The organism is Novosphingobium sp., from assembly GCF_020852455.1.
Classification (GTDB): domain Bacteria; phylum Pseudomonadota; class Alphaproteobacteria; order Sphingomonadales; family Sphingomonadaceae; genus Novosphingobium.
The window spans coordinates 131,967-151,600 of the sequence record NZ_JADZAT010000007.1 but is presented as its reverse complement, the minus strand read 5'-3'; the positions used below and the strand labels follow the sequence as shown (position 1 = coordinate 151,600).

The following is a 19,634-nucleotide window of genomic DNA, read 5'->3' as shown; positions in this document are numbered from 1 at the left end:
ACCGACCCGGTTGACTTACACGCCTGTCAGTCCATCATTCCGCCCATGAGGATGTCCGCAACGCTTATCGCCGCGGCCTCGGCGCTTGCCCTGGCTGCCCCGCTTCACGCCAAGACGATCGAGGTCGCCGCCGGGGATGGCGCGCAAGGCCGTTTGCAGGAGGCGCTGATCCTGGCCGAACCGGGCGACACGGTGCAGCTTGGCGCGGGGCGCTTCGTGCTGACCGACGGGCTTTCGCTCGACGTCAACGGGGTTACCGTGCGCGGTGCGGGGATGGACGCATCGGTGCTCGATTTCACCGGCCAGAAAGGCGCAGGCGAGGGGCTGCTGGTGACCAGCGATGACGTGACTCTGCGCGATTTCGCGGTTGAAAACACCAAGGGCGACGGGATCAAGAGCAAGGGCGCCGACAACGTGGTCTATTACCGCATCCGCGTGACCTGGACCGGCGGACCGAAGGAAACAAATGGCGCTTACGGGATCTATCCGGTGTCCAGCACCGGGGTGCTGGTCGATGGCTGCAAGGTTTCCGGCGCCAGCGACGCCGGGATCTATGTCGGCCAGTCAAAGGCGATCACCGTCCGCTACAACTATGTCGAACAGTCGGTCGCCGGGATCGAGATCGAGAACAGCCGCGATGCGCTGGTTACCGGCAATCTGGTTACCCGCAACACCGGCGGAATCCTGGTGTTCGACCTGCCCAACCTGCCGGTGATGGGCGGCGGCAACACCCGGATCAGCGGCAATCTGGTGGTCGGCAACGATACCCCCAACTTCGCCCCCAAGGGCAATATTGTCGCCGGGGTTCCGCGCGGGACCGGGATCATGGTCATGGCCAACGACGGGGTCTGGATCCGCGCCAACCATCTGGCCAACAATCCCACCGGGCATGTGCTGGTGGTATCCTATCCCAAGCCGTTCACCGACAAGACCTATAACCCGCTGCCGCGCAACATCGTGGTTGAAGAGAACGCCTATGTCGGCGGCGGTGACGAACCGCAACTGCCCGGGGCAGCGCCGCTGCTGGCAGCCCTCGGCGGACGGCTGCCACCGGTTGTGTGGGACGGGATCGGCCCGCAGATGCCGTTCGTGACCAATGGCAAGGCGTTCCTCTCGCTGGGCATTCCCGGCCCTGATGTCGGCATGGCCGAGGCCAAGCCCGGCCTGGTCAAGGATGACAAGGCACGGACCTTGCCCACGCCCACCGCTCCCTTCGGCGCGCCCGCCGCGCTTGATTCCCGCGCCCGGCCATGAGGCTGCTGGCCGCCGCCTTGCTGGTGCTGGGCACCGCGCTGGCGGCGGCGCCCGCGCCGGTGCCGGTGAATGACGCGGTGGTAACCGGCGGCGGCTATCCGCAGACGCTGGGTGAGCTGGGCTTCTTCACTGATCCGGGGGCGCGCCAGCCCGCAGCCGGGGTTGTGCCCTATCGGCTCCAGACCCCGCTGTGGACCGATGGGGCGGAAAAGGACCGCTTCGTTTACGTGCCCGCCGGGCAGCAGGCCAGGGCACAGGGCGACGGCCTGATCGATCTGCCGGTTGGCTCGGCGCTGATCAAGCACTTCGCCTTTGGCGGCAAGCTGATCGAAACCCGCGTGCTGCTCCACCGTAAGGATGGCTGGCTGGCGCTGCCCTATGTCTGGAATGCCGCGCAGAACGAGGCAAGGCTGGCACTGGCCGGCAAGCGGATTGATCTGGTCACTCCGACCGGGCAGGCGATATCCTATGGCGTGCCCAACAAGAACCAGTGCAAGGACTGCCACAGCCTCGACAACGTCACCATGCCGATCGGGCCCAAGGCCTATAACCTTTCGGCGGCGTGGCTCACTGCTTTCGCCAAGAGCGGGAAGCTGGACCGGGTGCCTGTTGTCGATCGCCGGATCCCGCTGTGGGAACAGCGCGCGAAGGTGCCGGTGGCCGATGCCGCGCGCGGCTATCTCGATGCCAATTGCGCGCATTGCCACAACCCGAAAGGGGCGGCGTCGAATTCGGGGCTCTACCTCGGCTGGCAGGTCACCGATCGGATCGCGCTGGGCGTGATGAAGCGGCCGGTCGCGGCCGGGCGCGGGGCCGGGCCGCATGAATTCGACGTGGTGCCCGGCCAGCCCGACCACTCGATCCTGCTCTACCGTTTCGCCTCCACCGAAGGCGGCGTGGCCATGCCCGAACTGGGCCGTGAGACGCGTGATCCGGCCGGCGAGGCGGTGGTCCGGGCCTGGATTGCGGGGATGCGTTAAGGCGCGGGGGTGGACCTGACGCGGCTCCTCCCGTAAGTGGCGGCCAAACAGGGGTTTCTCATCCCGGGGAGTTTTAACTTGCGCAAACTTGGCCTGATCGGCGGCATGAGCTGGCTGTCGACCCGCACTTACTATGATCACATCAACAAGCTGGTCCAGGCCCGCGCCGGCCAGCGCAGCAGCGCGCCGCTGCTGATCGAAAGCCTGAACTTCGCCGATCTTTCCCGCCTGTCGAGCGGCGAAGAATGGAAGCGCGCCGCCGGCATTCTGGCCGACAGCGCCAAGCGGCTGGAAAAGGCCGGGGCCAGCGCGATCCTGATCGGCGCCAATTCGATGCACAAGGTCTATGATCAGGTGGCCGCGGCGGTGAAGGTGCCGGTGATCCACATCGCCGAATGCGTCGCCGGGCGGATGGAGGCCGATGGGGTCAAGAAGGCCGCGCTGATCGGCACCCGCAATGTCATGCTGGAAAGCTTCTACCGCCAGAAACTGATCCAGCGCGATATCGAACTGCTGCCGCCCGAAATGCAGTTCGTCGAAACGCTTGACCGGATCATTTACGACGAACTGCTGCTGGGCAAGGCCAGCCGCCAGGCCGAACGTGAGCTGAAGACGATCCTGACCAATCTGGAACAGGACGGTGCCGAAGCCGTGGTGCTGGGCTGCACCGAGCTGGAAATGGTGGTCGATGTCGATGCCAATGTGCTGCCGATCTATGACTGCACGCGGATCCACGCCGAAGCCGGGGTGGACTGGATCCTGGGCGAAGGGTAGTAAATCCTCCCCCCTTGGGGGAGGGGGACCGCCGCGAAGCGGTGGTGGTGGGGGAAGCGAAAGCAGATCGGCATGGAAGACCATACTGCTGAAGCTTTGGAAAATGCTCGGGCACTAAGGCGCACCATGTCGCTTCCCGAAGTTCTGCTTTGGCAGCAACTCCGGTGCCGACCGTTGGGCGTGAAGTTTCGTCGCCAGCATCCTATTGGACAGTTCGTTGCCGACTTCTATTGCGCTTCCGCCAGGACAGTGATTGAGGTCGACGGTATTGCGCATGACAACAAGCACAGGGCCGCGCGTGACGAGCGAAGGACTCTTTGGTTGCAAGGGCGAGGTTACACAGTGCTGCGAATTCCAGCGAGCGACGTTTTGAAGGACAGTATGGCCGTTGCCGAGTCCTTGGCTTTGCATTGCAAGCACGCGCCCCCACCGTCAGGTGCTGGCGCACCTGCCACCTCCCCCAAAGGGGGAGGATTTTCGAAGTGATCGCCCGTTACGCCTCTGACCCGGCGCAGAGCCGCGGGCGCGAGTTCGGGATCGAGCAGTCGCTGGCGCGCGGGCCGCGCAGTGCGTTCCAGCGCGACCGCGACCGGATCGTCCATTCGATCGCTTTCCGCCGGCTGCGCCACAAGACCCAGGTGTTCATCGCCCCCGATGGCGATCACTACCGCGTCCGGCTGACCCACAGCCTGGAAGTGGCGCAGATTGGCCGGGTGATCGCCCGCGCGCTGGGACTGGACGAGGATCTGACCGAAGCGCTGTGCCTGGCGCACGATATCGGCCATCCGCCGTTTGGTCATGCCGGTGAGGAAGCGCTCGACAATGCGCTGGGCAAGTGGGGCGGGTTCGATCACAACGCGCAGTGCCTGCGGGTGCTGATGCGGCTGGAAAGCCCCTATTGCGAACATGAGGGGCTGAACCTGTCATGGGAAGTGCTGGAAGGGTTGGCCAAGCACAACGGCCCGGTCGGCATGGTGCCCTGGGCGCTGGACGAGCTTGACCGGCAGTTCCCGCTTGATCTGGCGCTGTGGCCCAGTCTTGAGGCGCAGGTCGCCGCGCTGGCCGACGATATCGCCTATGACAACCACGATATCGACGATGGCCTGCGCGCAGGCTTCCTGGAGCTTGACGATCTGCTCAGCCTCGATTTCGTGGCCGAGCAGTGGCGCGCGATCGAGGCGAAGTTCCCCGGTGCACCGCAGGACCGGCGTCTGCGCGAACTGGTCCGCAGCCAGATCGGGCTGATGGTCAACGATCTGATCGCCGAGACTGCCGGGCGGGTGCAGGGGGTGGGCAGCGCTGACGAAGTCCGCCAGGCCGGCCGCGCGCTGGCCGGATTCAGTCCGGCCATGGCCGCCAACGAACGCAGCCTGAAGCGCTTCATGTACGACAAGCTCTATCACCACCCGCAGCAATTGCAGACCGCCGAGCGGGCCCGCGCGGTTACTGCCGAGCTTTATGCCGCGTTGGTTCAGGACCCCGGCCTGATGGATGAAGGCTGGCTGGCCCGCCTGCCGCAAGAGGAACCGGCGCGCAGCCGTCATGTGGCCGACTATGTCGCCGGGATGACCGACCGTTTCGCGATCTCGCTGCATGCGCGGATCTATGGCCGCACGCATGAGGGGCTGAGCAATGTCTAGCCCGACCCGCATTGCCCTGGTCGGCGCGACCGGCCTGATCGGGATGAGCCTGATCCGGCTGGCGGTGGGGCGCAGCGATATCCGGATCGTCGGGATCGCCCGGCGCGAGGCGCAATTGCCGCCGGGCGCGCGGATGGAAATGCTGCTTGCCCCGCCCGAAAGCTGGCCCGATGCGATCGCCGCCGCCAACGCTTCGGTGCTGGTCTCGGCGCTGGGCACCACTTGGAAGAAGGCCGGCAAGGACGAAGCGGCGTTCCGCACGGTCGATCAGGATCTGGTGCTGTCCTGCGCCAGGGCCGCCAAGGATCATGGCCTGCGGCAGATGATCGCGATCAGCTCGGTCGGGGCCGATCCGCTGTCGAAGAACTTCTACCTCAAGGTCAAGGGTGAGGTCGAGCAGCAGCTTGGTCGCGTTGGCGTGCCGCGGCTTGACATCATCCGCCCGGGACTGCTGCGCGGCCCGCGTGAGGAACTGCGCCCGGCCGAACGGCTTGGGATGGTGGCCAGCCCCGTGCTCGACCTGTTCCTGCAGGGGAAATACAGCAAGTACCGCTCGGTCCATGCCGATCTGGTGGCCAAGGCGATCGTCGGGCTGACCCGCGAAAAGATGGCCGGGCGTTTCGTGTTCGAACACGACGCGATCCTGCGCGCGGCCAGCCGGGCCTAGTTCCTCCCCGCTCCGGGGAGGATTGAATCCCCGCCATTGACACCATCAGGTCATACGGTCATGACCATAAGTGTCGCTGATCGCGCGGGAGAGGGCAGGTGATTCTTCACTTGCCGCCGAAGGAGCAACCGCCCCGGAATCTCTCAGGCAAAAGGACCGCGTGGGTCGATAGTGACGCTCTGGAAAGTGTCTGCCGCCAGGCAGGCCGCCGAAGGGGTAACCGGGTCCTGCCCGGGAAAGCTCTCAGGCTTCCGTGACAGAGGGGGCACAGAAACTGCGTTTGAAGCGGAGCTGTGCCTATGTCCGAAGTCGAAGATGATATCGCCATCGAAACCCTGATCCTGCCGCTTGACCAGTGGCACCGCGCACGCGGTGGCCGGATGGTGGAGTTCGCGGGTTACTGGATGCCGGTCCAGTACGAAGGGATCATGGCTGAACACGAATGGACCCGCAGCAGCGCGGGGCTGTTCGATGTCAGCCACATGGGCCAGCTGTTCGTCAGCGGGGAAGGGGTGGAAGCTGCCCTGGAAGCAGTGCTGCCGATCGACCTTGCCACGCTGAAGCCCTTCGGTCCGCGCTATTCGATGCTGCTGGATGAGTACGGCGGGATCCTGGATGACCTGATGGTCACGCGCTGGAATTCCGGCTTCTATCTGGTGGTCAACGGCGCGACCAAGTGGGACGATATCGCCCACCTGCGCGAAAATCTGCCCGATGAAGTGAACCTGATGCACATGGAGGACAATGCCCTTCTGGCGCTGCAGGGACCCAAGGCGGCCGAGGCACTGGCGCGGGTGACCGAGGGCGAATGGCCGCTGGCCGATCTCAAGTTCATGAAGGGCGGACAGTTCAAGATCGGCGGGGTCGATGCCTGGATCAGCCGCTCGGGCTATACTGGCGAAGACGGCTTCGAAATCGCGATCCCGGCGGAGGAAGCCGCCAAGGTGGCCGAACTGATCTGCGCCCAGCCGGAAGTGAAGCCGATCGGTCTGGGCGCGCGGGATTCGCTGCGGCTTGAGGCCGGTCTGCCGCTCTATGGCCATGACCTCAGCCCGGATCATTCGCCGGTCGATGCCGACCTGCTGTTCGCGGTCAACAAGCGCCGCCGCAGCGAAGGCGGCTTCATCGGTGCCGAACGCGTGCTGCGCGACCTGGCCCAGGGCACGCCGCAAAAGCGCGTGGGCCTGGCGCTCGAAGGTCGTCAGGCCGCGCGCGAAGGCGCCGAGGTTTATGCCGGTGATCAAAAGGTTGGCGTGCTGACTTCGGGTGGATTCTCGCCCACGCTCGGCCATCCGGTCGCCATGGCCTATGTCGATCAGGCGCATTGCGCCGATGGCACCGCGCTTGAAGTGGACGTGCGCGGCAAGCGCCTGCCGGCCCGCGTCGCCCCCATGCCTTTCGTTCCCCATCGCTATTACCGCTAAGGAGTCCTCCCCATGAGCCGCTACTTTACCCAGGACCACGAATGGATCGACGTTGATGGCGATAGCGCCACCGTTGGCATCACCGACTATGCGCAGAGCCAGCTGGGCGACATCACCTTCGTCGAACTGCCCGCCGCCGGCACCGCGGTGAAGAAGGGCGATGCGCCCTGCGTGGTCGACAGCGTCAAGGCCGCCAGCGATGTCTATTCGCCCGCCAGCGGTACCGTCACCGAAGAAAACGCCGCGCTGGCCGACGAGCCCGAACTGGTCAATTCCGATGCCGAAGGTGCCGGCTGGCTGTTCCGCCTGACGCTCTCCGACGCCGGTGAACTCGACGGCCTGATGGACCGCGCCGCCTACGACGAATACGTCGCGGGGCTGTAATCGGATAATCCTCCCCCGTTGGGGAGGTGGACCGCCGCAGGCGGGCCGGAGGGGGCCTGGCAGCGGAAGCATATTCCCCCTCCGTCAGCCCTGCGGGCTGCCACCTCCCCCAAAGGGGGAGGATCTTGAAGGAAGTTTCATGCGCTACCTCCCCCTGACCCCCGCCGAACGCAGCGAAATGCTGGGCGTGATCGGCGCTGCCACGGTCGATGACCTGTTCGTCGATGTGCCCGCCGCGGCGCGGCTGTCCGCGCCGATTGCCGGGCTGCCGATGCACGCCAGCGAAATGGCGGTCGAACGCCACATGGCCGCGCTTTCGGCCAAGAACCTCAGCGCCGGTGCGGTGCCGTTTTTCCTGGGCGCGGGGGCCTATCGCCACCATGTGCCGGCTTCGGTCGATCACCTGATCCAGCGCGGCGAGTTCCTGACCGCCTATACGCCCTACCAGCCGGAAATCGCGCAGGGCACGCTGCAGATGCTGTTCGAGTTCCAGACCCAGGTCGCGCGCCTGTTCGGGACCGAGATCGCCAATGCCTCGATGTACGATGGCTCGACCGCGTGCTGGGAAGCCGTGGCGATGGCCGGGCGGGTGACCCGCCGCAAGCGGGCGGTGCTCTGTTCGGGGCTGCACCCGCACTATGTCGCGACCGTGCGGACCATGGCGAAGTTCACCGGCGACACCATCGAGGCGAGCGCGCCGCGGCTTGAAGCCGAACCCGACACCGCCGGGGTGATCGCCGCGATCGACGATCAGACCAGCTGCGTGGTGGTACAGTATCCCGACATTCTGGGCCGGGTGACCGACCTAGCGGCGATTGCCGAAGCCGCGCATGCCAAGGGCGCGCTGCTGGTGGCGGTGGTGACCGAGCCTGTCGCGCTGGGCCTGATCGAGGCACCGGGCGCGCTGGGCGCCGATATCGTGGTGGGCGAAGGCCAGTCGCTGGGCGTCGGCCTGCAGTTTGGCGGACCCTATCTGGGGCTGTTCGGCTGCAGTGAAAAGTTCGTGCGGCAGATGCCCGGGCGGCTGTGCGGCGAAACCGTCGATGCCGAGGGCAAGCGCGGTTACGTGCTAACGCTTTCGACTCGTGAGCAGCACATCCGGCGCGAGAAGGCGACCAGCAATATCTGCACCAATGCAGGGCTTTGCGCGCTGGCCTTCAGCATTCACATGACCCTGCTGGGTGGAACCGGGCTGGACCGGTTGGCCCGGCTCAACCACGCCCGCGCACAGGCCACTGCCGAGCGGCTGGCGAGGGTCCCGAGCGTTGCGGTGCTGAACAGCGCCTATGTCAACGAGTTTACCGTGGTGCTGCCCCAGGACGCGCGTGAAGTGGTGCGGGCCCTGGCTGACCGGCAGGTGCTGGGCGGGGTTTCGCTCGGGCGGCTCTATCCCGATGCGCCGGATCTTGCCAACGGGCTGCTGGTCTGCGCCAGCGAAATGACCAGCGATGAGGATATCGAAGCGCTAGCCGTGGCGCTGGAAGGAGTACTGGCATGAGCGCCGTGAATGCAGCCGGATGGCGTCCTGAAATGGGCAGTGCCGCAGCCGGCAGCGCCGAAACCACCAGCGGTGACAAGGCGCTGATGCTGGAAGAAGCGCTGATCTTCGAACTGCGCGAGCCGGGCACCTGCGGGGTTGATATCGACGCGGCGGATCGCGGCCCGGTGGCCGGGCTGGCCCGGTTCCTGCGCAAGGCTCCGGCTGCGCTGCCGGGCCTGAGCGAGCCGGAAACGGTGCGCCATTACACCCGCCTCAGCCGCCAGAACTATGCGATCGACCTGGGGCCGTTTCCGCTGGGTTCGTGCACCATGAAGCACAACCCGCGGCTCAACGAAAAGGTCGCGCGGATGCCCGGCTTTGCCGATGTCCACCCGCTGGCTCCGCAGCAATCGGCGCGCGGCGCGCTGGAAGTGATCAACCAGCTGGCCTTCTGGCTGATCGAGCTGACCGGCATGCACGGCGTGGCGATGAGCCCCAAGGCCGGCGCTCATGGCGAGCTGTGCGGGGTGCTGTGCATCAAGGCCGCGCTTGAGGCGCGCGGTGAGAACCGCACGGTGATGCTGGTGCCCGAAAGCGCGCACGGCACCAATCCCGCCACCGCTGCTTTTGCGGGCTTCTCGATCGAATCGATCCCGGCGACCGCCGATGGACGGGTCGATCTGGCCGCGCTGACTGCCCGGCTGGGGCCGGACGTGGCCGGGGTGATGATCACCAATCCCAACACCTGCGGGCTGTTCGAGCGCGAGATGAAGACCATTTCCGACGCGGTTCATGCTGCGGGCGGCTATGTCTATTGCGATGGCGCCAACTTCAACGCGATCGTCGGCAAGGTCCGCCCGGGGGATCTGGGCATCGATGCCATGCACATCAACCTGCACAAGACCTTCTCCACCCCGCACGGCGGGGGCGGGCCGGGTTCGGGGCCGGTGGTGCTGTCAAAGGCGCTCAGCCCGTTCGGGCCGCTGCCTTACACCGCGCGGATGCCCGATGGCACCGTCCGCCTGATTGAAGAGGAAGATGGCGCGGCCGAACATCCGCAAAGCTTTGGCCGGATGGCCGCGTTCCACGGGCAGATGGGCATGTTCACCCGCGCGCTCGCCTATATCCTCAGCCACGGCGCCGATGGCCTGGCGCGGGTGGCGGAAGACGCGGTGCTCAACGCCAATTACGTGCTGCGGTCGCTGGAGGGAGAGCTTGAGGCGCCGTTCGCCGGATCGGGTCCGTGCATGCACGAGGCGCTGTTCAGCGACGCCGGACTGGCCGAAGGTTTCACCACGCTCGACATTGCCAAGGGGCTGATCGACGAAGGGTTCCACCCGATGACGGTCTATTTCCCGCTGGTGGTCCACGGCGCGATGCTGGTCGAGCCGACCGAGACCGAAAGCAAGGCCGGGCTCGATCGCTTCATTGGCAGCTTGCGCAGTCTGGCGCGGCGGGCCAAGCAGGGCGACGAGGGGCTGAAGAGCGCACCGCACTTTGCGCCGCGCCGCCGGCTTGACGAAACCCAGGCCGCGCGCAAGCCGGTGCTGGTGTGGAAGGGCGACGCCGCCGCCTGAAGGGGGAAGAATGGATCCGGAGACCCTGCAGACCTGGCTGCCGCTGGTGATTATCGCGGTGGTCTTCGGCTTCCGCTTTCGCAATCTGAAGCAGGCCAAGCCGTTCAGGCCGGGCGGACTGTTCGTCGCGCCGGTGCTGCTCGCGCTGGTTTTTGGCGCGCTGGTCCTGACCCAGCCGCCGGGCGCGGCGGGCTGGGTGGCGATTGGCTTCGGTCTGGTGATCGGGGCCATTGCCGGGTGGAAGCGCGGGTACCTGATGCACCTGGAGCGCGACCCGCGCAGCGGGCTGCTGATGATCCGCCAGTCGCCGGCGGCGCTGCTGTTCATCCTTGGCGTGCTGGTGGCCAAGCGTGCGCTGAGCGCAGGGCTGGGTATCGATCCCGGCGCGCAGACGGGCGGGCAAATGTCGCAGGCTGCTTTGGTGCTGACCGACGGCTTACTGGGCTTTGCACTGGGCATGGTGGCGGTGATGCGCTGGACGCTGTGGCAGCGGGCCAAGGCAGTTCCTGAACTGGCAGCGAAGGAGGTTTGAGCGATGTGGCCGGCACTGTTCAGTTTTGTCAGCGTTGTGGCGATGATCGGCTGGCTGATGCTGGCTGCCCTGCCGCGCAAGCCGCTGGTCCACAGCGCGATCCTCTACCTTGGCGTTGCGGTGCTGTGCTTCGTCTACCTGGTCTGTTTCACGCTGGTCACCACCGGGCGGATCGATCCGGTCGCGATGCCGGGTGCGGGCAAACCGGGCTTTGGTTCGCTTGAGGACGTCCAGGCGATTTTCCAGAGCCAGGGCGGAACCCTGATCGGCTGGACGCACTACCTGGCCTTTGATCTGTTCATCGGCATGTGGATCGCGCGCGATGCCGATGCCAAGGGCTTTTCGCGGCTGGTGCAGCTGCCGTTCCTGTTCGCGACCTTCATGGCCGGACCGATCGGGCTGTTCTGCTGGCTGGTAGTGCGCGAACGCCGCGCGCGGGCCGCAGGCCGGGGTTAGCCGACCGGCTTGCCCTCGTTGTTCTCGGCGGTCAGTTCGATCATCTCGATCCGCGGACGCTGTTCGCGCACCCGCACATGGGTGCCGGTGACCTGATCGGTCACCCGCGCGACCAGCGTATAGCGTTCAACCATGTAGAACCCGGCCGCCGCATCGCCATCCTGGCGCAGCGGGGCATAGACCCGCTTTGAAATGTTGCCCATCACCGGCTTGGCCCAGTTGACCCCGCCCGACGAGCGCAGCACCTCGACATCGCTGACGTGGCCGTCCTGACCGATCCAGAACCCCAGATCGACCCACTGGCCATTGCTTTTGGTTGAATAGGTGTTGCGGCCGTTGCTCATCCCGCCGGCGACCGGCAGCTGCCCGGCCCAGGGATCGATCTTGCTGAGCGGTTCGGCAAACAGCAGCACCGGCCGCGCGGCGCCGCCCTTTTGCGCGAAGGACTTGATCAGATCATCGGTCGAGGCGTTTGATCCGGCCTTGCGATCCTTGCGCGCGCGCAGCACCTTGGCGACCAGCACGAAATCGTCGCTGTTGGGTAGCGGGCTGTCGATCATCTGCGCCAGCCGTTCATCCAGTACGGCGCGGTTGCGCGCGCTGGGATCGTCCTCGAACCGGTTTTGCGCCAGCATCGCCTGGCGCAGCCGGGCGAAAGTCGCGACGCGGTAATGCTTCAGTTCCAGCGCGCGCTTTTCGACATCGCGATAGATCTGATCGGCTTCCATCGGGAAGCCCAGCTTGGCGCGGCTGTCACCCACCTCGATCTGCGCGGCCAGCGTGCGGAAATCGTCCGCGCCCAGACCCGACTTCAGGGTGTCACGCATGTCGAGCGTCGAGATCTGGAAGCTCTTCGCTTCGCCTAGGTGTTCGGCCACCCGGCCGTTGGCGCGCAGCACGCTGGAAAGCTCCACCGGATAGGCCTTGCCATGCTTGCGATTGCGGCCCAGCGATTCGCGCAGGGTCTTGCGCGAGCCGTGATAGTCGCCCGCAACGAACTGGTTTTCGGCATGGGCCAGCGTGGCGGCCATATCCTCGTTCGGCGGACAGCCGCGCTTGATGCATTCTTCAAGGTCGGCGGCGGTATCCTTGAGCGGCTTGCCGGTCACCACGATATCCTCGGCCTGCACCGGCCCGGCAACAAGCAGAGCGGCGGCGGCAGCGGCACGCAGCAGGTGGTTCGACAAAGGCACTGGCAGTTCTCCCGGACGGTTGTGTTACCGGGATAGACCAAACCTGCGAGTATTCGTTCGGCGGATCGACGAACCGCTCAAGTAAATCCGTCAAACGTCAGCGCGTTGCGCGGTCACCTGCTTCGCCGACCGACTGGATATCCTTGCCCAGGCCCTTGACCGTGTTGCAGGCCGAAGCGCCCATCGCCAGCGCGCCCGCCGCCAGCACAATTGCAAATTTCCTGATCATGATGCCTCCAGATGCGCCCTGGCGCCGGGATAGTTGAACAGCACAAGGTTAGGGCTTGATGATCCGGCGGGGCAGGGGGGAACGGTGGCCTCGTCGCTCATTCGCCACTGCTGGCCGCAGCGGGCGGAGTGCGGCGGTTATGCAAATGCTCGCGCCAGGCAATCACTGCCCCCGCGCCGATGATCGCCGGCGCGCCCAGCCAGGTCGCCGCGGGTGGCAATTCACTCCACACCAGCCAGCCCCACAGGGTGGCCCAGACCAGCGCGGTGTAATCCATCACGATCACGCTCGCGACCTGGCCATAACGCAGCGATGCGGTTAGCAGGATCTGACCCAGGCAGCCCAGCACGCCGCCCAGGATCAGCAGGAACCACTGCCAGGCACTGTGCGGGGTATAATAGAACGGCAGCGCAACCAGCAGCAGCGGTGCCGAAAGCGCGGCGAACCAGAACACGATCGAGATCGATTCATCGGTCCGCCCCAGATCGCGCACCTGGATTGATATCAGGGCGACCATGAAGCCCGCGCCCAGGCCAACGAAGGCGCCGAACGGCGGGATCACCGCGTGACCCGGCTGGGCGATGATCACCACCCCGGCAAAGCCCAGCGCCACCGCCAGCCAGCGCACCGGCCCAACCTTTTCGCGCAGCAGCAGTGCAGAAAGGATCACCGCGAAGATCGGGGTGGTAAAGCCCAGCGTGGTCGAAACCGCCAGCGGCAGCAGCACCGGCGCCCCAAAGGTGAAGAACATGCCGGTCAGCCCCAGCATCGCGCGGCGGCCATGCACCGGCAGCCGCTGCGTCTTCAGCCGCGACAGCTGCCCGCGCAGCGCCAGCCAGCCGCCGATCAGGAAGATCGTCGGGACCTGCCGCCAGAACAGGATTTCGGGAAAGCGCACGCCGGCTTCGGCCGTGTATTTGACCAGCATGACCAGCGTGGACAGCACCATGGTCGCCGCCAGCCGCAGCCCCAGTGCCAGCATCGGGCGCTGGATCGGCGGGGCGGGCTGGACAGTCGGCATGGCCAAGCTCTAACGCCCGGCCATGGACTGGCAAGCAATGATCGCCAACTGGCTCGACGAAGACTGGGTGCGCTATCTGCTGATGGGGCTGGGCGCGGCCGTGCTGTCAGGGCTGGCAGGCTGGCAGGAACGCCGCCGCAAGCACCGCAGCGACCCCGACAAGGTGCCCTGGCTGCCCTGGCGCGATCTGGCCTTCTGGTCGAGCTTCGCCGCGTTGCTGCTGTTTGGAGCGGCATTTGCCTTCTGGATCAAGTCCTAGGAAGTTTGCGTTGAATCCTGCTGATCATCAATCAGTTGATAGACCCGGAATGCGATATTGTGCCAATCTTCGGATCGAAGCACCAGCCAGTCGATCCACTGGTCGGCTTCGGTGCGTTCGGGCCCGTCTTCGCCAACCTTGAGATAAAACGGCACGACGTCCTTGAGCACAACCTTGGTCGGAAAACGGTCTTCGTCGCGAAATAGGGAATCGACAGTGCCTTGGTATCCGACGAAGCGATCGTCGTGGATCATCTTGGTGATCACGTAAGCGACGATGAATTTATCGTCTCCTTTGGCGCTTTCGATGACATCCGCGAGAGGGCCGTAAATCTTGGATTTGTCGAGGCGAGACAAGGCGATCCGGCCTGCTGTGAAACCAAGCGCGACTGCGAAGCAGCACAGCAGGAACATGCCCGACCAGAACGACCAGGCCAGTTCCAGCGTAGAACTTCCGGGTTGGGCCAAAAATGCCTGATACGGATTGGCAAGTGGCAGGGCGATGATTGGCGGAATTGCGGCGACACACCATAACGCCAGCACATAGGCGAGATGGACAATGACGCTGAAGATGCCGACGAGCGAAATTCCGTTTGCCGACGACAACGACGGGACAGGAACTTCAACTTCACGGGTCTGACCGGCTAAGTAGTAGGCGCGTGAAGCAACAATTCCAGGCAGAAGGAGCGCTGCTGTAAAAATTGCGAGCAGCGTCAACCCCATTGGCTGGGAAACCTAGCGCGCAATTCGGCGGACAGCCCTGCTGATCAAATCACTGCGGCGTACGACATGTACGCCGCCCTCACGGTGTGAAACCCGCTCAACTTCAAGCCAGCTTCCACCCGCAGCATCAAGTGTCCTCGATGCTGTCGTCATCGAACCATCGGAGTTGATCCGTCCTTTGCTCATGCCAGGAATGTATGGTTGCGGTCGGGCTTTGCCAAGAGCAAATACGATCCGGTTGTTCAGGCTGTGCCTAGAGGCAAGCCTCAAGGTAAGCCTGATCGAACCCGAACTGCCGAGCCTTTTCAAGCGTATAGGGACGCAGGCCGCTTGAGCGGAATTCGCCGATGATCTTGCCGTCGTCGCTTTCGTCGAGGTATTCGAACTTGAACAGCGATTGCGTCACGATCACATCGCCTTCCATCCCGATCACTTCGGTGATTTCGGTGGTGCGGCGTGAACCGTCGCGCAGACGCTTGACCTGCACGATCAGATCGACCGATTCGGCGATCTGGCGCGAAATGGCTTCCTTGGGGATCTTGATGTCGCCCATCAGGATCATGTTTTCCATACGGCCCAGGCATTCACGCGGGCTGTTGGCGTGCAGCGTACACATCGAACCATCGTGACCGGTGTTCATCGCGGCGAGCAGGTCGAAACACTCCGCGCCGCGGATTTCGCCCAGGATGATCCGGTCAGGACGCATACGCAGGGCGTTCTTCACAAGGTCACCGATGGTGATCGCGCCCTGGCCTTCAAGGTTCGGCGGGCGGGTTTCCAGCGGCAGCCAGTGCGGCTGCTGCAGGCGAAGTTCGGCGGCGTCTTCGATGGTCAGCACGCGCTCGCCCGGGTCGATCATCTTCGACAGGGCGTTGAGCATGGTCGTCTTACCCGAACCGGTACCGCCCGAGATGACGATGTTCATCCGGCAGGCGCCGGCGATCTTCAGGCAGGTCGCCATCTTTTCGCTCATCGAACCGAAGTCCTTGAGCATGTCGATGGTGATCGGCTTTTCGGAAAACTTACGAATCGAGATTGCGGTGCCGCGCAAGCTGAGCGGCGGGACGATCACGTTGACGCGGCTGCCGTCCTTCAAGCGGGCGTCGGCCAGCGGCGTGGTCTGGTCAACGCGGCGGCCGACCTGGTTCACGATCCGCTGGGCGATCTGGAACAGGTGGCTTTCATCGCGGAACCGGATCGGGGCCAGCTGCAGCTTGCCCTTCTTTTCGATGTAGGTCTGGTCCGGACCGTTTACCATGATATCCGACACGTCGGGATCGTTGAGCAGTTCTTCCAGTGGACCAAAGCCCAGCAGCTCGTCGATCAGCACCTTTTCCAGCGCGAACTGTTCGCGCCGGTTGAGCGTGACCTTGAGCTCGGCCAGCACTTCCATGATGATCGGGCGGAATTCTTCCGACAGTTCATCCTTGGTCAGTGTTGCCGCCGCTTCGGGATCGACGCGTTCAAGCAGGCGCGGCAGCACCTGCTCCTTGATCTTGTGAACCGAGGCTTCGAAGCCTTCGGCATGGTGCTGGTTTTCGACCACGCCGTTGACCCGGTCCTGCAGACGGGTCATCGCGTCGGACTTGTTCGAACCGCCCATGTCCATTGGCGGCGGCGCAGCGGAATCTTCCCCCGGCAGCGGCGGGAACTGTTCGCCGCCCGGCAGCGGGGCAGCGTTCTTGGTCATGTCCACGCCGCCCTTCATCGGGCGCGCAACGCCGAATTGCGGACGGGCTCCGGGGGTCATTCCGCCCATGCCATTGCGTCGGCCAAATGCGCTCATCGTGTCCAAACCCTCGAAATCAAGGGGCACTCATGCCGGAACATGACTACCTTCTGCCTTATCAAAATGGTGAATAGGCCGGAAACTTTGAAGATTTCCTAATATGCGAAGCCAATTTTCGTCTGCCGGAACAGCTCGGCGAAAAAGGCGGTCTGCCATTCGCGGTCATGTGCCGGATTCATATGGGCAAAGTCGCAATAGACCTGGCGCGGAAAGCGGCTGCCCAGCACCACGGCTGCGGCGTTGGGCAGGTCTGCCAGCCCCAGCTGGGTGAGCAGGTCCCGCCCGCCGACCACCGGGGGGCGGATCGCGGCAAGTTCAGCAGAAACCGGCACGTCGGTAACGATAACCCGGGTGCCGCTGCGCGCCAGCTTTGCCAGGAACGCACGGGCCATGGCGGGGCCGCGACTGTCCTGATCGGGCACCACGAAGCTGCGGAATTCGGCATCGCGGTCGGCGGGCTGCTGGTCAAAGCCCAGGCAGACCTTCAGTGTCGTCTCACCGGTGGCGAAAGGCGTGTAGTCCTTGCCCCACAGGCTTGCCTGCAGCCAGCTCTTGCCCATCCGCGCGCGGGTGAGGGGGGTAAAGTCCTCGCTCAGCAATTCGGGCATCACCACCAGTACATCGGGGCGGCGCGCCTCGATCATCGGCAGAGCCGGGCCAAAGCGTTCGAACCCACCCCAGTTGACCCCGATCACCGTGCTGGCCACCGGCCGCGCGATCCCCGCCGCCCGGGCCGAAGCCGCGACATGCGCGGCATCGAGCGTGACGTTGCGGATCCGCGAGGTACCCAGGAAAACCACCGAAATCGGCTTTTCGCCTTGGCCGCGCAGTTCGGTTAACTGCCGATCAAGATCGGAAAACTGTTTTTCAAACAGCGGCTTGTCAACCACTTCCGGCATCGGGGTGTGAACCCAGGCGAACCAGGTACCCAGCGCAAAGATTGCCAGCAGTACTGCCAGCAGCGCCCGCAGCCATGCGTCGAGCGGCGCTTGCGCGGCGCTGCGCCGGCTGGGCGGGGCATCGGCAATGAAGCCGGTGTCGGTCATTCACCACTGCCCTTGGCATTGTTGTACATCATCGCCAGTTCGTGCAGCCGCATCGCGTCGCCGCTTCCGGCATCGGCGGCGATCGGCGCATAGCCCGCGCGTTCCAGCACCGGGTTGGCAATCGGGGCCAGTTCGGCCTTGATCCGTTCGGGCAGCTGTTCCCAGCGGCCCATGCTGCCTTTCTCCAGACCCTTGGTGGCGAAAGTCTTGTAATCGCCCAGGCCGTGAACGTCCTTGGGGCGAAAGGCTTCGGCCAGCAGTGCCGGCACATCGCAAGGCTCGTCGAGGAAATCGAACAGTTCGCCCAGCACGCCTTCGGGCTCTTCGACCAGGTCTTCATAGCGCAGGCCGAACACATGGTCCGGGTGGGCTTCGGCGGCATCGAGCATGTCGGTGGTGACCTTGGCCCAGGCCGCGGTCCAGGCCGGCATGAAGCGCCGGTGCTGGTTCAGGAACGGCATCAGCTCGGCGATCGGGCCTTCCATCTTTTCGGTGAATTCGGAAAGGCTTACCGCAACGTCACCGCCGTGGCGGACCAGGCAGACGACCCGCGCCTGACCGTCCAGCAGGTCAAGCAGTTCGGGCAGGTAGAAGCTGTCCACCGCGGTCTTGATCGCATAGCGGCGCTTGCCCGCCTTGGCGGCGAGATCGCGGTGGAATGACAGGGTGAAGTCGCGCAGGCGGGCCTTGACCTCGTCGCGGCTGAAGCCCAGCGCGCCCAGCCCGCCGAACGGGCCATAGTCGATTCCCTCGGCCACGGTCTCGCCCGACAGGAACCGCACTGCGGCGCGCAGCAGGAAGCTTTCGCCCGGGCAGTCGATCTGCGGATGCGCAGCCAGCAATCGGCGCAGCAGCGTGGTGCCCGAACGCGGGCAGCCGATGATGATGATGGGCAGGTCGTGGTTCATCACAGGTGTCCATAGCGGAACTCGGCCGCCGGGGCCGAGAAGGAGAGGGCGACCAGCCCCAGCAGCAATGCATAGGCGGCCATGGTGCCCCAGTAGGCGGCGCGTTGGCCAAAGCGGTCGAGCAGGATCTGGTACATTGCTTTATAGCCCCAGCAGGCGGGCCCAGGTGGCCACGGCTTCGGACAGGCTGGGGTGCTGAACCAGCACAAAGCCCAGGAAGATGAAATGCACGGTCAGTAGCACGGCCAGCACCTGCCAGGCCCGGGCCAGCGCGGGCTTGTCCAGCAGCTGGCGTTCAAGCCGCTCGCCCGCCAGCTTGCGCCACTGGTGCCAGGCAACGATCCCCGCGCCGTTGTAAAGCCCCCAGGCGAGGTAGCGCAGCGTGAATTCGTGCCACAGTCCCAACACCGCCATCGAGGCAAGGATCCCCAGGCTGCGGGCGCGGGTCAGCGAGAAGACCGGCGTATAGACATAGTCGCGGCACCAGCTGGTCAGGCTCATGTGCCAGGCGCCCCAGAAGCGCTGGACATTGGGCTTGGTCAGCGGCCTGTCGAAGTTCTCCATCACCCGGTAGCCGAGCAGCCGGGCAAAGCCGATCGCGACATCGGAATAGCCGGCGAACTGAAGGTACCCGTTAAGGCCCTTGGCCACTATGGTGAGGTACGTGTGAGTGGCGCTTTGGGCCGTGTGGTGGGCATCGATCCAGCCCACGAAATGCGTGTCGATCAACACGTTGGCCAGGAAAGTGACCTTCACATAGCCAAACAGGATCCGCTCCAGCCCTTCCGAGAACAGTGCAGCGTTCCAGCGCAGGCGGCGCTGGTCGGCCAGGTAAGGGGCAAAGCGGTGGATCGGGCCGGCGGTGATCGTCGGCAGGAACAGGAAATAGCCAGCGGTATCAGCCAGTTCGTGCCGGGGCAGGGTGCCCTTGTAAGCCTCCAGCACGTAATGCATCCCGCGCAGCGCAAGGTAGGACAGGCCCAGCGGGATCGCGATTCCCTCGATCAGCGGCAGCGGCACCTGGGCATTGAGCCGCCAGGCAATCACCGGAGCCAGCTGCAGCATCGCGGCCAGTGCGATCGCCGGGCCGCTATGCGCCAGCCGCTGGCTGCCCCAGGCCAGCAGGATCGCCAGCAGCAGGAAGGCCAGGGTCAGCGGCGAAAGCCAGCCCAGCAGCGCTGCGGTCAGCCCGGGCAGCACCCACGACCGCAGCTTTTCGGGCGCCAGCCAGTGCGCCGCAGTGACGCCGGCCATCGCGGCCAGCCAGATGGTGGAAAGGATGTCCACGTGCGCCCCGCG

General features: G+C 65.0%; 22 protein-coding genes and 2 riboswitches. Of the genes, 13 read left to right on the top strand and 9 right to left on the bottom strand.

The window, feature by feature from the left end; all coding sequences use genetic code 11:
• Positions 1–45: 45 nt before the first annotated feature.
• From IT549_RS03205 to IT549_RS03150, 12 genes are all read left to right on the top strand, one after another.
• Positions 46–1,254, top strand: coding sequence for a parallel beta-helix domain-containing protein (locus IT549_RS03205; protein ID WP_365776083.1), 1,209 nt, complete (start codon positions 46–48; stop codon positions 1,252–1,254).
• Positions 1,251–2,234, top strand: a complete 984-nt coding sequence (locus IT549_RS03200; protein ID WP_292969910.1) for an SO2930 family diheme c-type cytochrome — start codon at positions 1,251–1,253, stop codon at positions 2,232–2,234. Before IT549_RS03205 ends, IT549_RS03200 begins: the two co-directional genes overlap by 4 nt.
• A 78-nt stretch (positions 2,235–2,312) precedes the next feature.
• The gene (locus tag IT549_RS03195; protein WP_292969908.1) at positions 2,313–3,008 is read left to right on the top strand and encodes an amino acid racemase; all 696 of its coding nucleotides are present in this window, start codon (positions 2,313–2,315) and stop codon (positions 3,006–3,008) included.
• A gap of 72 nt (positions 3,009–3,080) precedes the next feature.
• Complete coding sequence (locus IT549_RS03190; RefSeq protein WP_292969907.1) at positions 3,081–3,494, top strand: DUF559 domain-containing protein; 414 nt, start codon at positions 3,081–3,083, stop codon at positions 3,492–3,494.
• Entirely contained in the window at positions 3,491–4,648 is a 1,158-nt protein-coding gene (locus tag IT549_RS03185; protein ID WP_292969906.1) for a deoxyguanosinetriphosphate triphosphohydrolase, read from the top strand. The genes IT549_RS03190 and IT549_RS03185 overlap by 4 nt, the downstream gene beginning before the upstream one ends.
• Entirely contained in the window at positions 4,641–5,315 is a 675-nt protein-coding gene (locus IT549_RS03180; protein WP_292969904.1) for an NAD(P)H-binding protein, read from the top strand. The genes IT549_RS03185 and IT549_RS03180 overlap by 8 nt, the downstream gene beginning before the upstream one ends.
• A 75-nt stretch (positions 5,316–5,390) precedes the next feature.
• Positions 5,391–5,484, top strand: a riboswitch (glycine riboswitch).
• A riboswitch (glycine riboswitch) is annotated at positions 5,485–5,585 on the top strand.
• Positions 5,586–5,614: 29 nt separating this feature from the next.
• Complete coding sequence (gcvT, locus tag IT549_RS03175) at positions 5,615–6,739, top strand: glycine cleavage system aminomethyltransferase GcvT (protein ID WP_292969903.1); 1,125 nt, start codon at positions 5,615–5,617, stop codon at positions 6,737–6,739.
• A gap of 12 nt (positions 6,740–6,751) precedes the next feature.
• The gene (gene gcvH, locus IT549_RS03170) at positions 6,752–7,123 is read left to right on the top strand and encodes a glycine cleavage system protein GcvH (protein WP_292969902.1); all 372 of its coding nucleotides are present in this window, start codon (positions 6,752–6,754) and stop codon (positions 7,121–7,123) included.
• 139 nt (positions 7,124–7,262) lie between these two features.
• A complete protein-coding gene (gene gcvPA / locus IT549_RS03165; protein WP_292969901.1) occupies positions 7,263–8,621 on the top strand; it encodes an aminomethyl-transferring glycine dehydrogenase subunit GcvPA in 1,359 nt (452 codons plus the stop codon).
• Positions 8,618–10,180, top strand: a complete 1,563-nt coding sequence (gene gcvPB / locus IT549_RS03160; protein ID WP_292969899.1) for an aminomethyl-transferring glycine dehydrogenase subunit GcvPB — start codon at positions 8,618–8,620, stop codon at positions 10,178–10,180. Before gcvPA ends, gcvPB begins: the two co-directional genes overlap by 4 nt.
• A gap of 10 nt (positions 10,181–10,190) precedes the next feature.
• Positions 10,191–10,712, top strand: coding sequence for a CcdC protein domain-containing protein (locus tag IT549_RS03155; protein WP_292969897.1), 522 nt, complete (start codon positions 10,191–10,193; stop codon positions 10,710–10,712).
• 3 nt (positions 10,713–10,715) lie between these two features.
• Positions 10,716–11,168, top strand: a complete 453-nt coding sequence (locus tag IT549_RS03150) for an ABA4-like family protein (protein ID WP_292969895.1) — start codon at positions 10,716–10,718, stop codon at positions 11,166–11,168.
• On the opposite strand, the gene IT549_RS03145 is transcribed toward IT549_RS03150, so the two are convergent.
• From IT549_RS03145 to IT549_RS03135, 3 genes are all read right to left on the bottom strand, one after another.
• The gene (locus tag IT549_RS03145) at positions 11,165–12,361 is read right to left on the bottom strand and encodes a hypothetical protein (RefSeq protein ID WP_292969894.1); all 1,197 of its coding nucleotides are present in this window, start codon (positions 12,359–12,361) and stop codon (positions 11,165–11,167) included. The two genes, IT549_RS03150 and IT549_RS03145, sit on opposite strands and share 4 nt — an antisense overlap.
• Before the next feature lie 97 nt (positions 12,362–12,458).
• Positions 12,459–12,590 (bottom strand): entericidin A/B family lipoprotein, encoded by a 132-nt coding sequence (locus IT549_RS03140; protein ID WP_292969893.1) that lies wholly within the window; start codon positions 12,588–12,590, stop codon positions 12,459–12,461.
• Positions 12,591–12,687: 97 nt separating this feature from the next.
• Positions 12,688–13,611 carry a DMT family transporter gene (locus IT549_RS03135; protein WP_292969892.1) on the bottom strand — a complete coding sequence of 308 codons (924 nt, stop codon included), beginning with the start codon at positions 13,609–13,611 and terminating at the stop codon, positions 12,688–12,690.
• Positions 13,612–13,633: 22 nt separating this feature from the next.
• Between IT549_RS03135 and IT549_RS03130 the strand changes: the two genes are divergently transcribed.
• Entirely contained in the window at positions 13,634–13,870 is a 237-nt protein-coding gene (locus tag IT549_RS03130) for a hypothetical protein (protein ID WP_292969890.1), read from the top strand.
• Here IT549_RS03130 and IT549_RS03125 read toward each other — a convergent pair.
• From IT549_RS03125 to IT549_RS03100, 6 genes are all read right to left on the bottom strand, one after another.
• On the bottom strand, positions 13,867–14,592 hold the full coding sequence (locus IT549_RS03125) for a hypothetical protein (protein WP_292969889.1): 726 nt from the start codon (positions 14,590–14,592) through the stop codon (positions 13,867–13,869). The genes IT549_RS03130 and IT549_RS03125 overlap by 4 nt on opposite strands.
• A gap of 253 nt (positions 14,593–14,845) precedes the next feature.
• On the bottom strand, positions 14,846–16,378 hold the full coding sequence (locus tag IT549_RS03120) for a CpaF family protein (RefSeq protein WP_292969887.1): 1,533 nt from the start codon (positions 16,376–16,378) through the stop codon (positions 14,846–14,848).
• 98 nt (positions 16,379–16,476) lie between these two features.
• Positions 16,477–17,427, bottom strand: a complete 951-nt coding sequence (locus IT549_RS03115; protein WP_292969886.1) for a hypothetical protein — start codon at positions 17,425–17,427, stop codon at positions 16,477–16,479.
• Positions 17,424–18,335, bottom strand: a complete 912-nt coding sequence (locus IT549_RS03110) for a sulfotransferase (protein WP_292969885.1) — start codon at positions 18,333–18,335, stop codon at positions 17,424–17,426. Before IT549_RS03110 ends, IT549_RS03115 begins: the two co-directional genes overlap by 4 nt.
• Positions 18,335–18,472, bottom strand: coding sequence for a hypothetical protein (locus tag IT549_RS03105; RefSeq protein ID WP_292969883.1), 138 nt, complete (start codon positions 18,470–18,472; stop codon positions 18,335–18,337). Before IT549_RS03105 ends, IT549_RS03110 begins: the two co-directional genes overlap by 1 nt.
• Before the next feature lie 4 nt (positions 18,473–18,476).
• Entirely contained in the window at positions 18,477–19,622 is a 1,146-nt protein-coding gene (locus tag IT549_RS03100; protein WP_292969882.1) for an MBOAT family O-acyltransferase, read from the bottom strand.
• Positions 19,623–19,634: the final 12 nt, after the last annotated feature.

Coding starts and splice junctions, on each gene's coding strand:
- IT549_RS03205 (WP_365776083.1), top strand. CDS start 46: ATGAGGATGTCCGCAACGCTTATCGCCGCGGCCTCGGCGCTTGCCCTG.
- IT549_RS03200 (WP_292969910.1), top strand. CDS start 1,251: ATGAGGCTGCTGGCCGCCGCCTTGCTGGTGCTGGGCACCGCGCTGGCG.
- IT549_RS03190 (WP_292969907.1), top strand. CDS start 3,081: ATGGAAGACCATACTGCTGAAGCTTTGGAAAATGCTCGGGCACTAAGG.
- IT549_RS03180 (WP_292969904.1), top strand. CDS start 4,641: ATGTCTAGCCCGACCCGCATTGCCCTGGTCGGCGCGACCGGCCTGATC.
- gcvT (WP_292969903.1), top strand. CDS start 5,615: ATGTCCGAAGTCGAAGATGATATCGCCATCGAAACCCTGATCCTGCCG.
- gcvH (WP_292969902.1), top strand. CDS start 6,752: ATGAGCCGCTACTTTACCCAGGACCACGAATGGATCGACGTTGATGGC.
- gcvPA (WP_292969901.1), top strand. CDS start 7,263: ATGCGCTACCTCCCCCTGACCCCCGCCGAACGCAGCGAAATGCTGGGC.
- gcvPB (WP_292969899.1), top strand. CDS start 8,618: ATGAGCGCCGTGAATGCAGCCGGATGGCGTCCTGAAATGGGCAGTGCC.
- IT549_RS03155 (WP_292969897.1), top strand. CDS start 10,191: ATGGATCCGGAGACCCTGCAGACCTGGCTGCCGCTGGTGATTATCGCG.
- IT549_RS03150 (WP_292969895.1), top strand. CDS start 10,716: ATGTGGCCGGCACTGTTCAGTTTTGTCAGCGTTGTGGCGATGATCGGC.
- IT549_RS03140 (WP_292969893.1), bottom strand. CDS start 12,590: ATGATCAGGAAATTTGCAATTGTGCTGGCGGCGGGCGCGCTGGCGATG.
- IT549_RS03135 (WP_292969892.1), bottom strand. CDS start 13,611: ATGCCGACTGTCCAGCCCGCCCCGCCGATCCAGCGCCCGATGCTGGCA.
- IT549_RS03130 (WP_292969890.1), top strand. CDS start 13,634: ATGGACTGGCAAGCAATGATCGCCAACTGGCTCGACGAAGACTGGGTG.
- IT549_RS03125 (WP_292969889.1), bottom strand. CDS start 14,592: ATGGGGTTGACGCTGCTCGCAATTTTTACAGCAGCGCTCCTTCTGCCT.
- IT549_RS03120 (WP_292969887.1), bottom strand. CDS start 16,378: ATGAGCGCATTTGGCCGACGCAATGGCATGGGCGGAATGACCCCCGGA.
- IT549_RS03115 (WP_292969886.1), bottom strand. CDS start 17,427: ATGACCGACACCGGCTTCATTGCCGATGCCCCGCCCAGCCGGCGCAGC.
- IT549_RS03110 (WP_292969885.1), bottom strand. CDS start 18,335: ATGAACCACGACCTGCCCATCATCATCATCGGCTGCCCGCGTTCGGGC.
- IT549_RS03105 (WP_292969883.1), bottom strand. CDS start 18,472: ATGTACCAGATCCTGCTCGACCGCTTTGGCCAACGCGCCGCCTACTGG.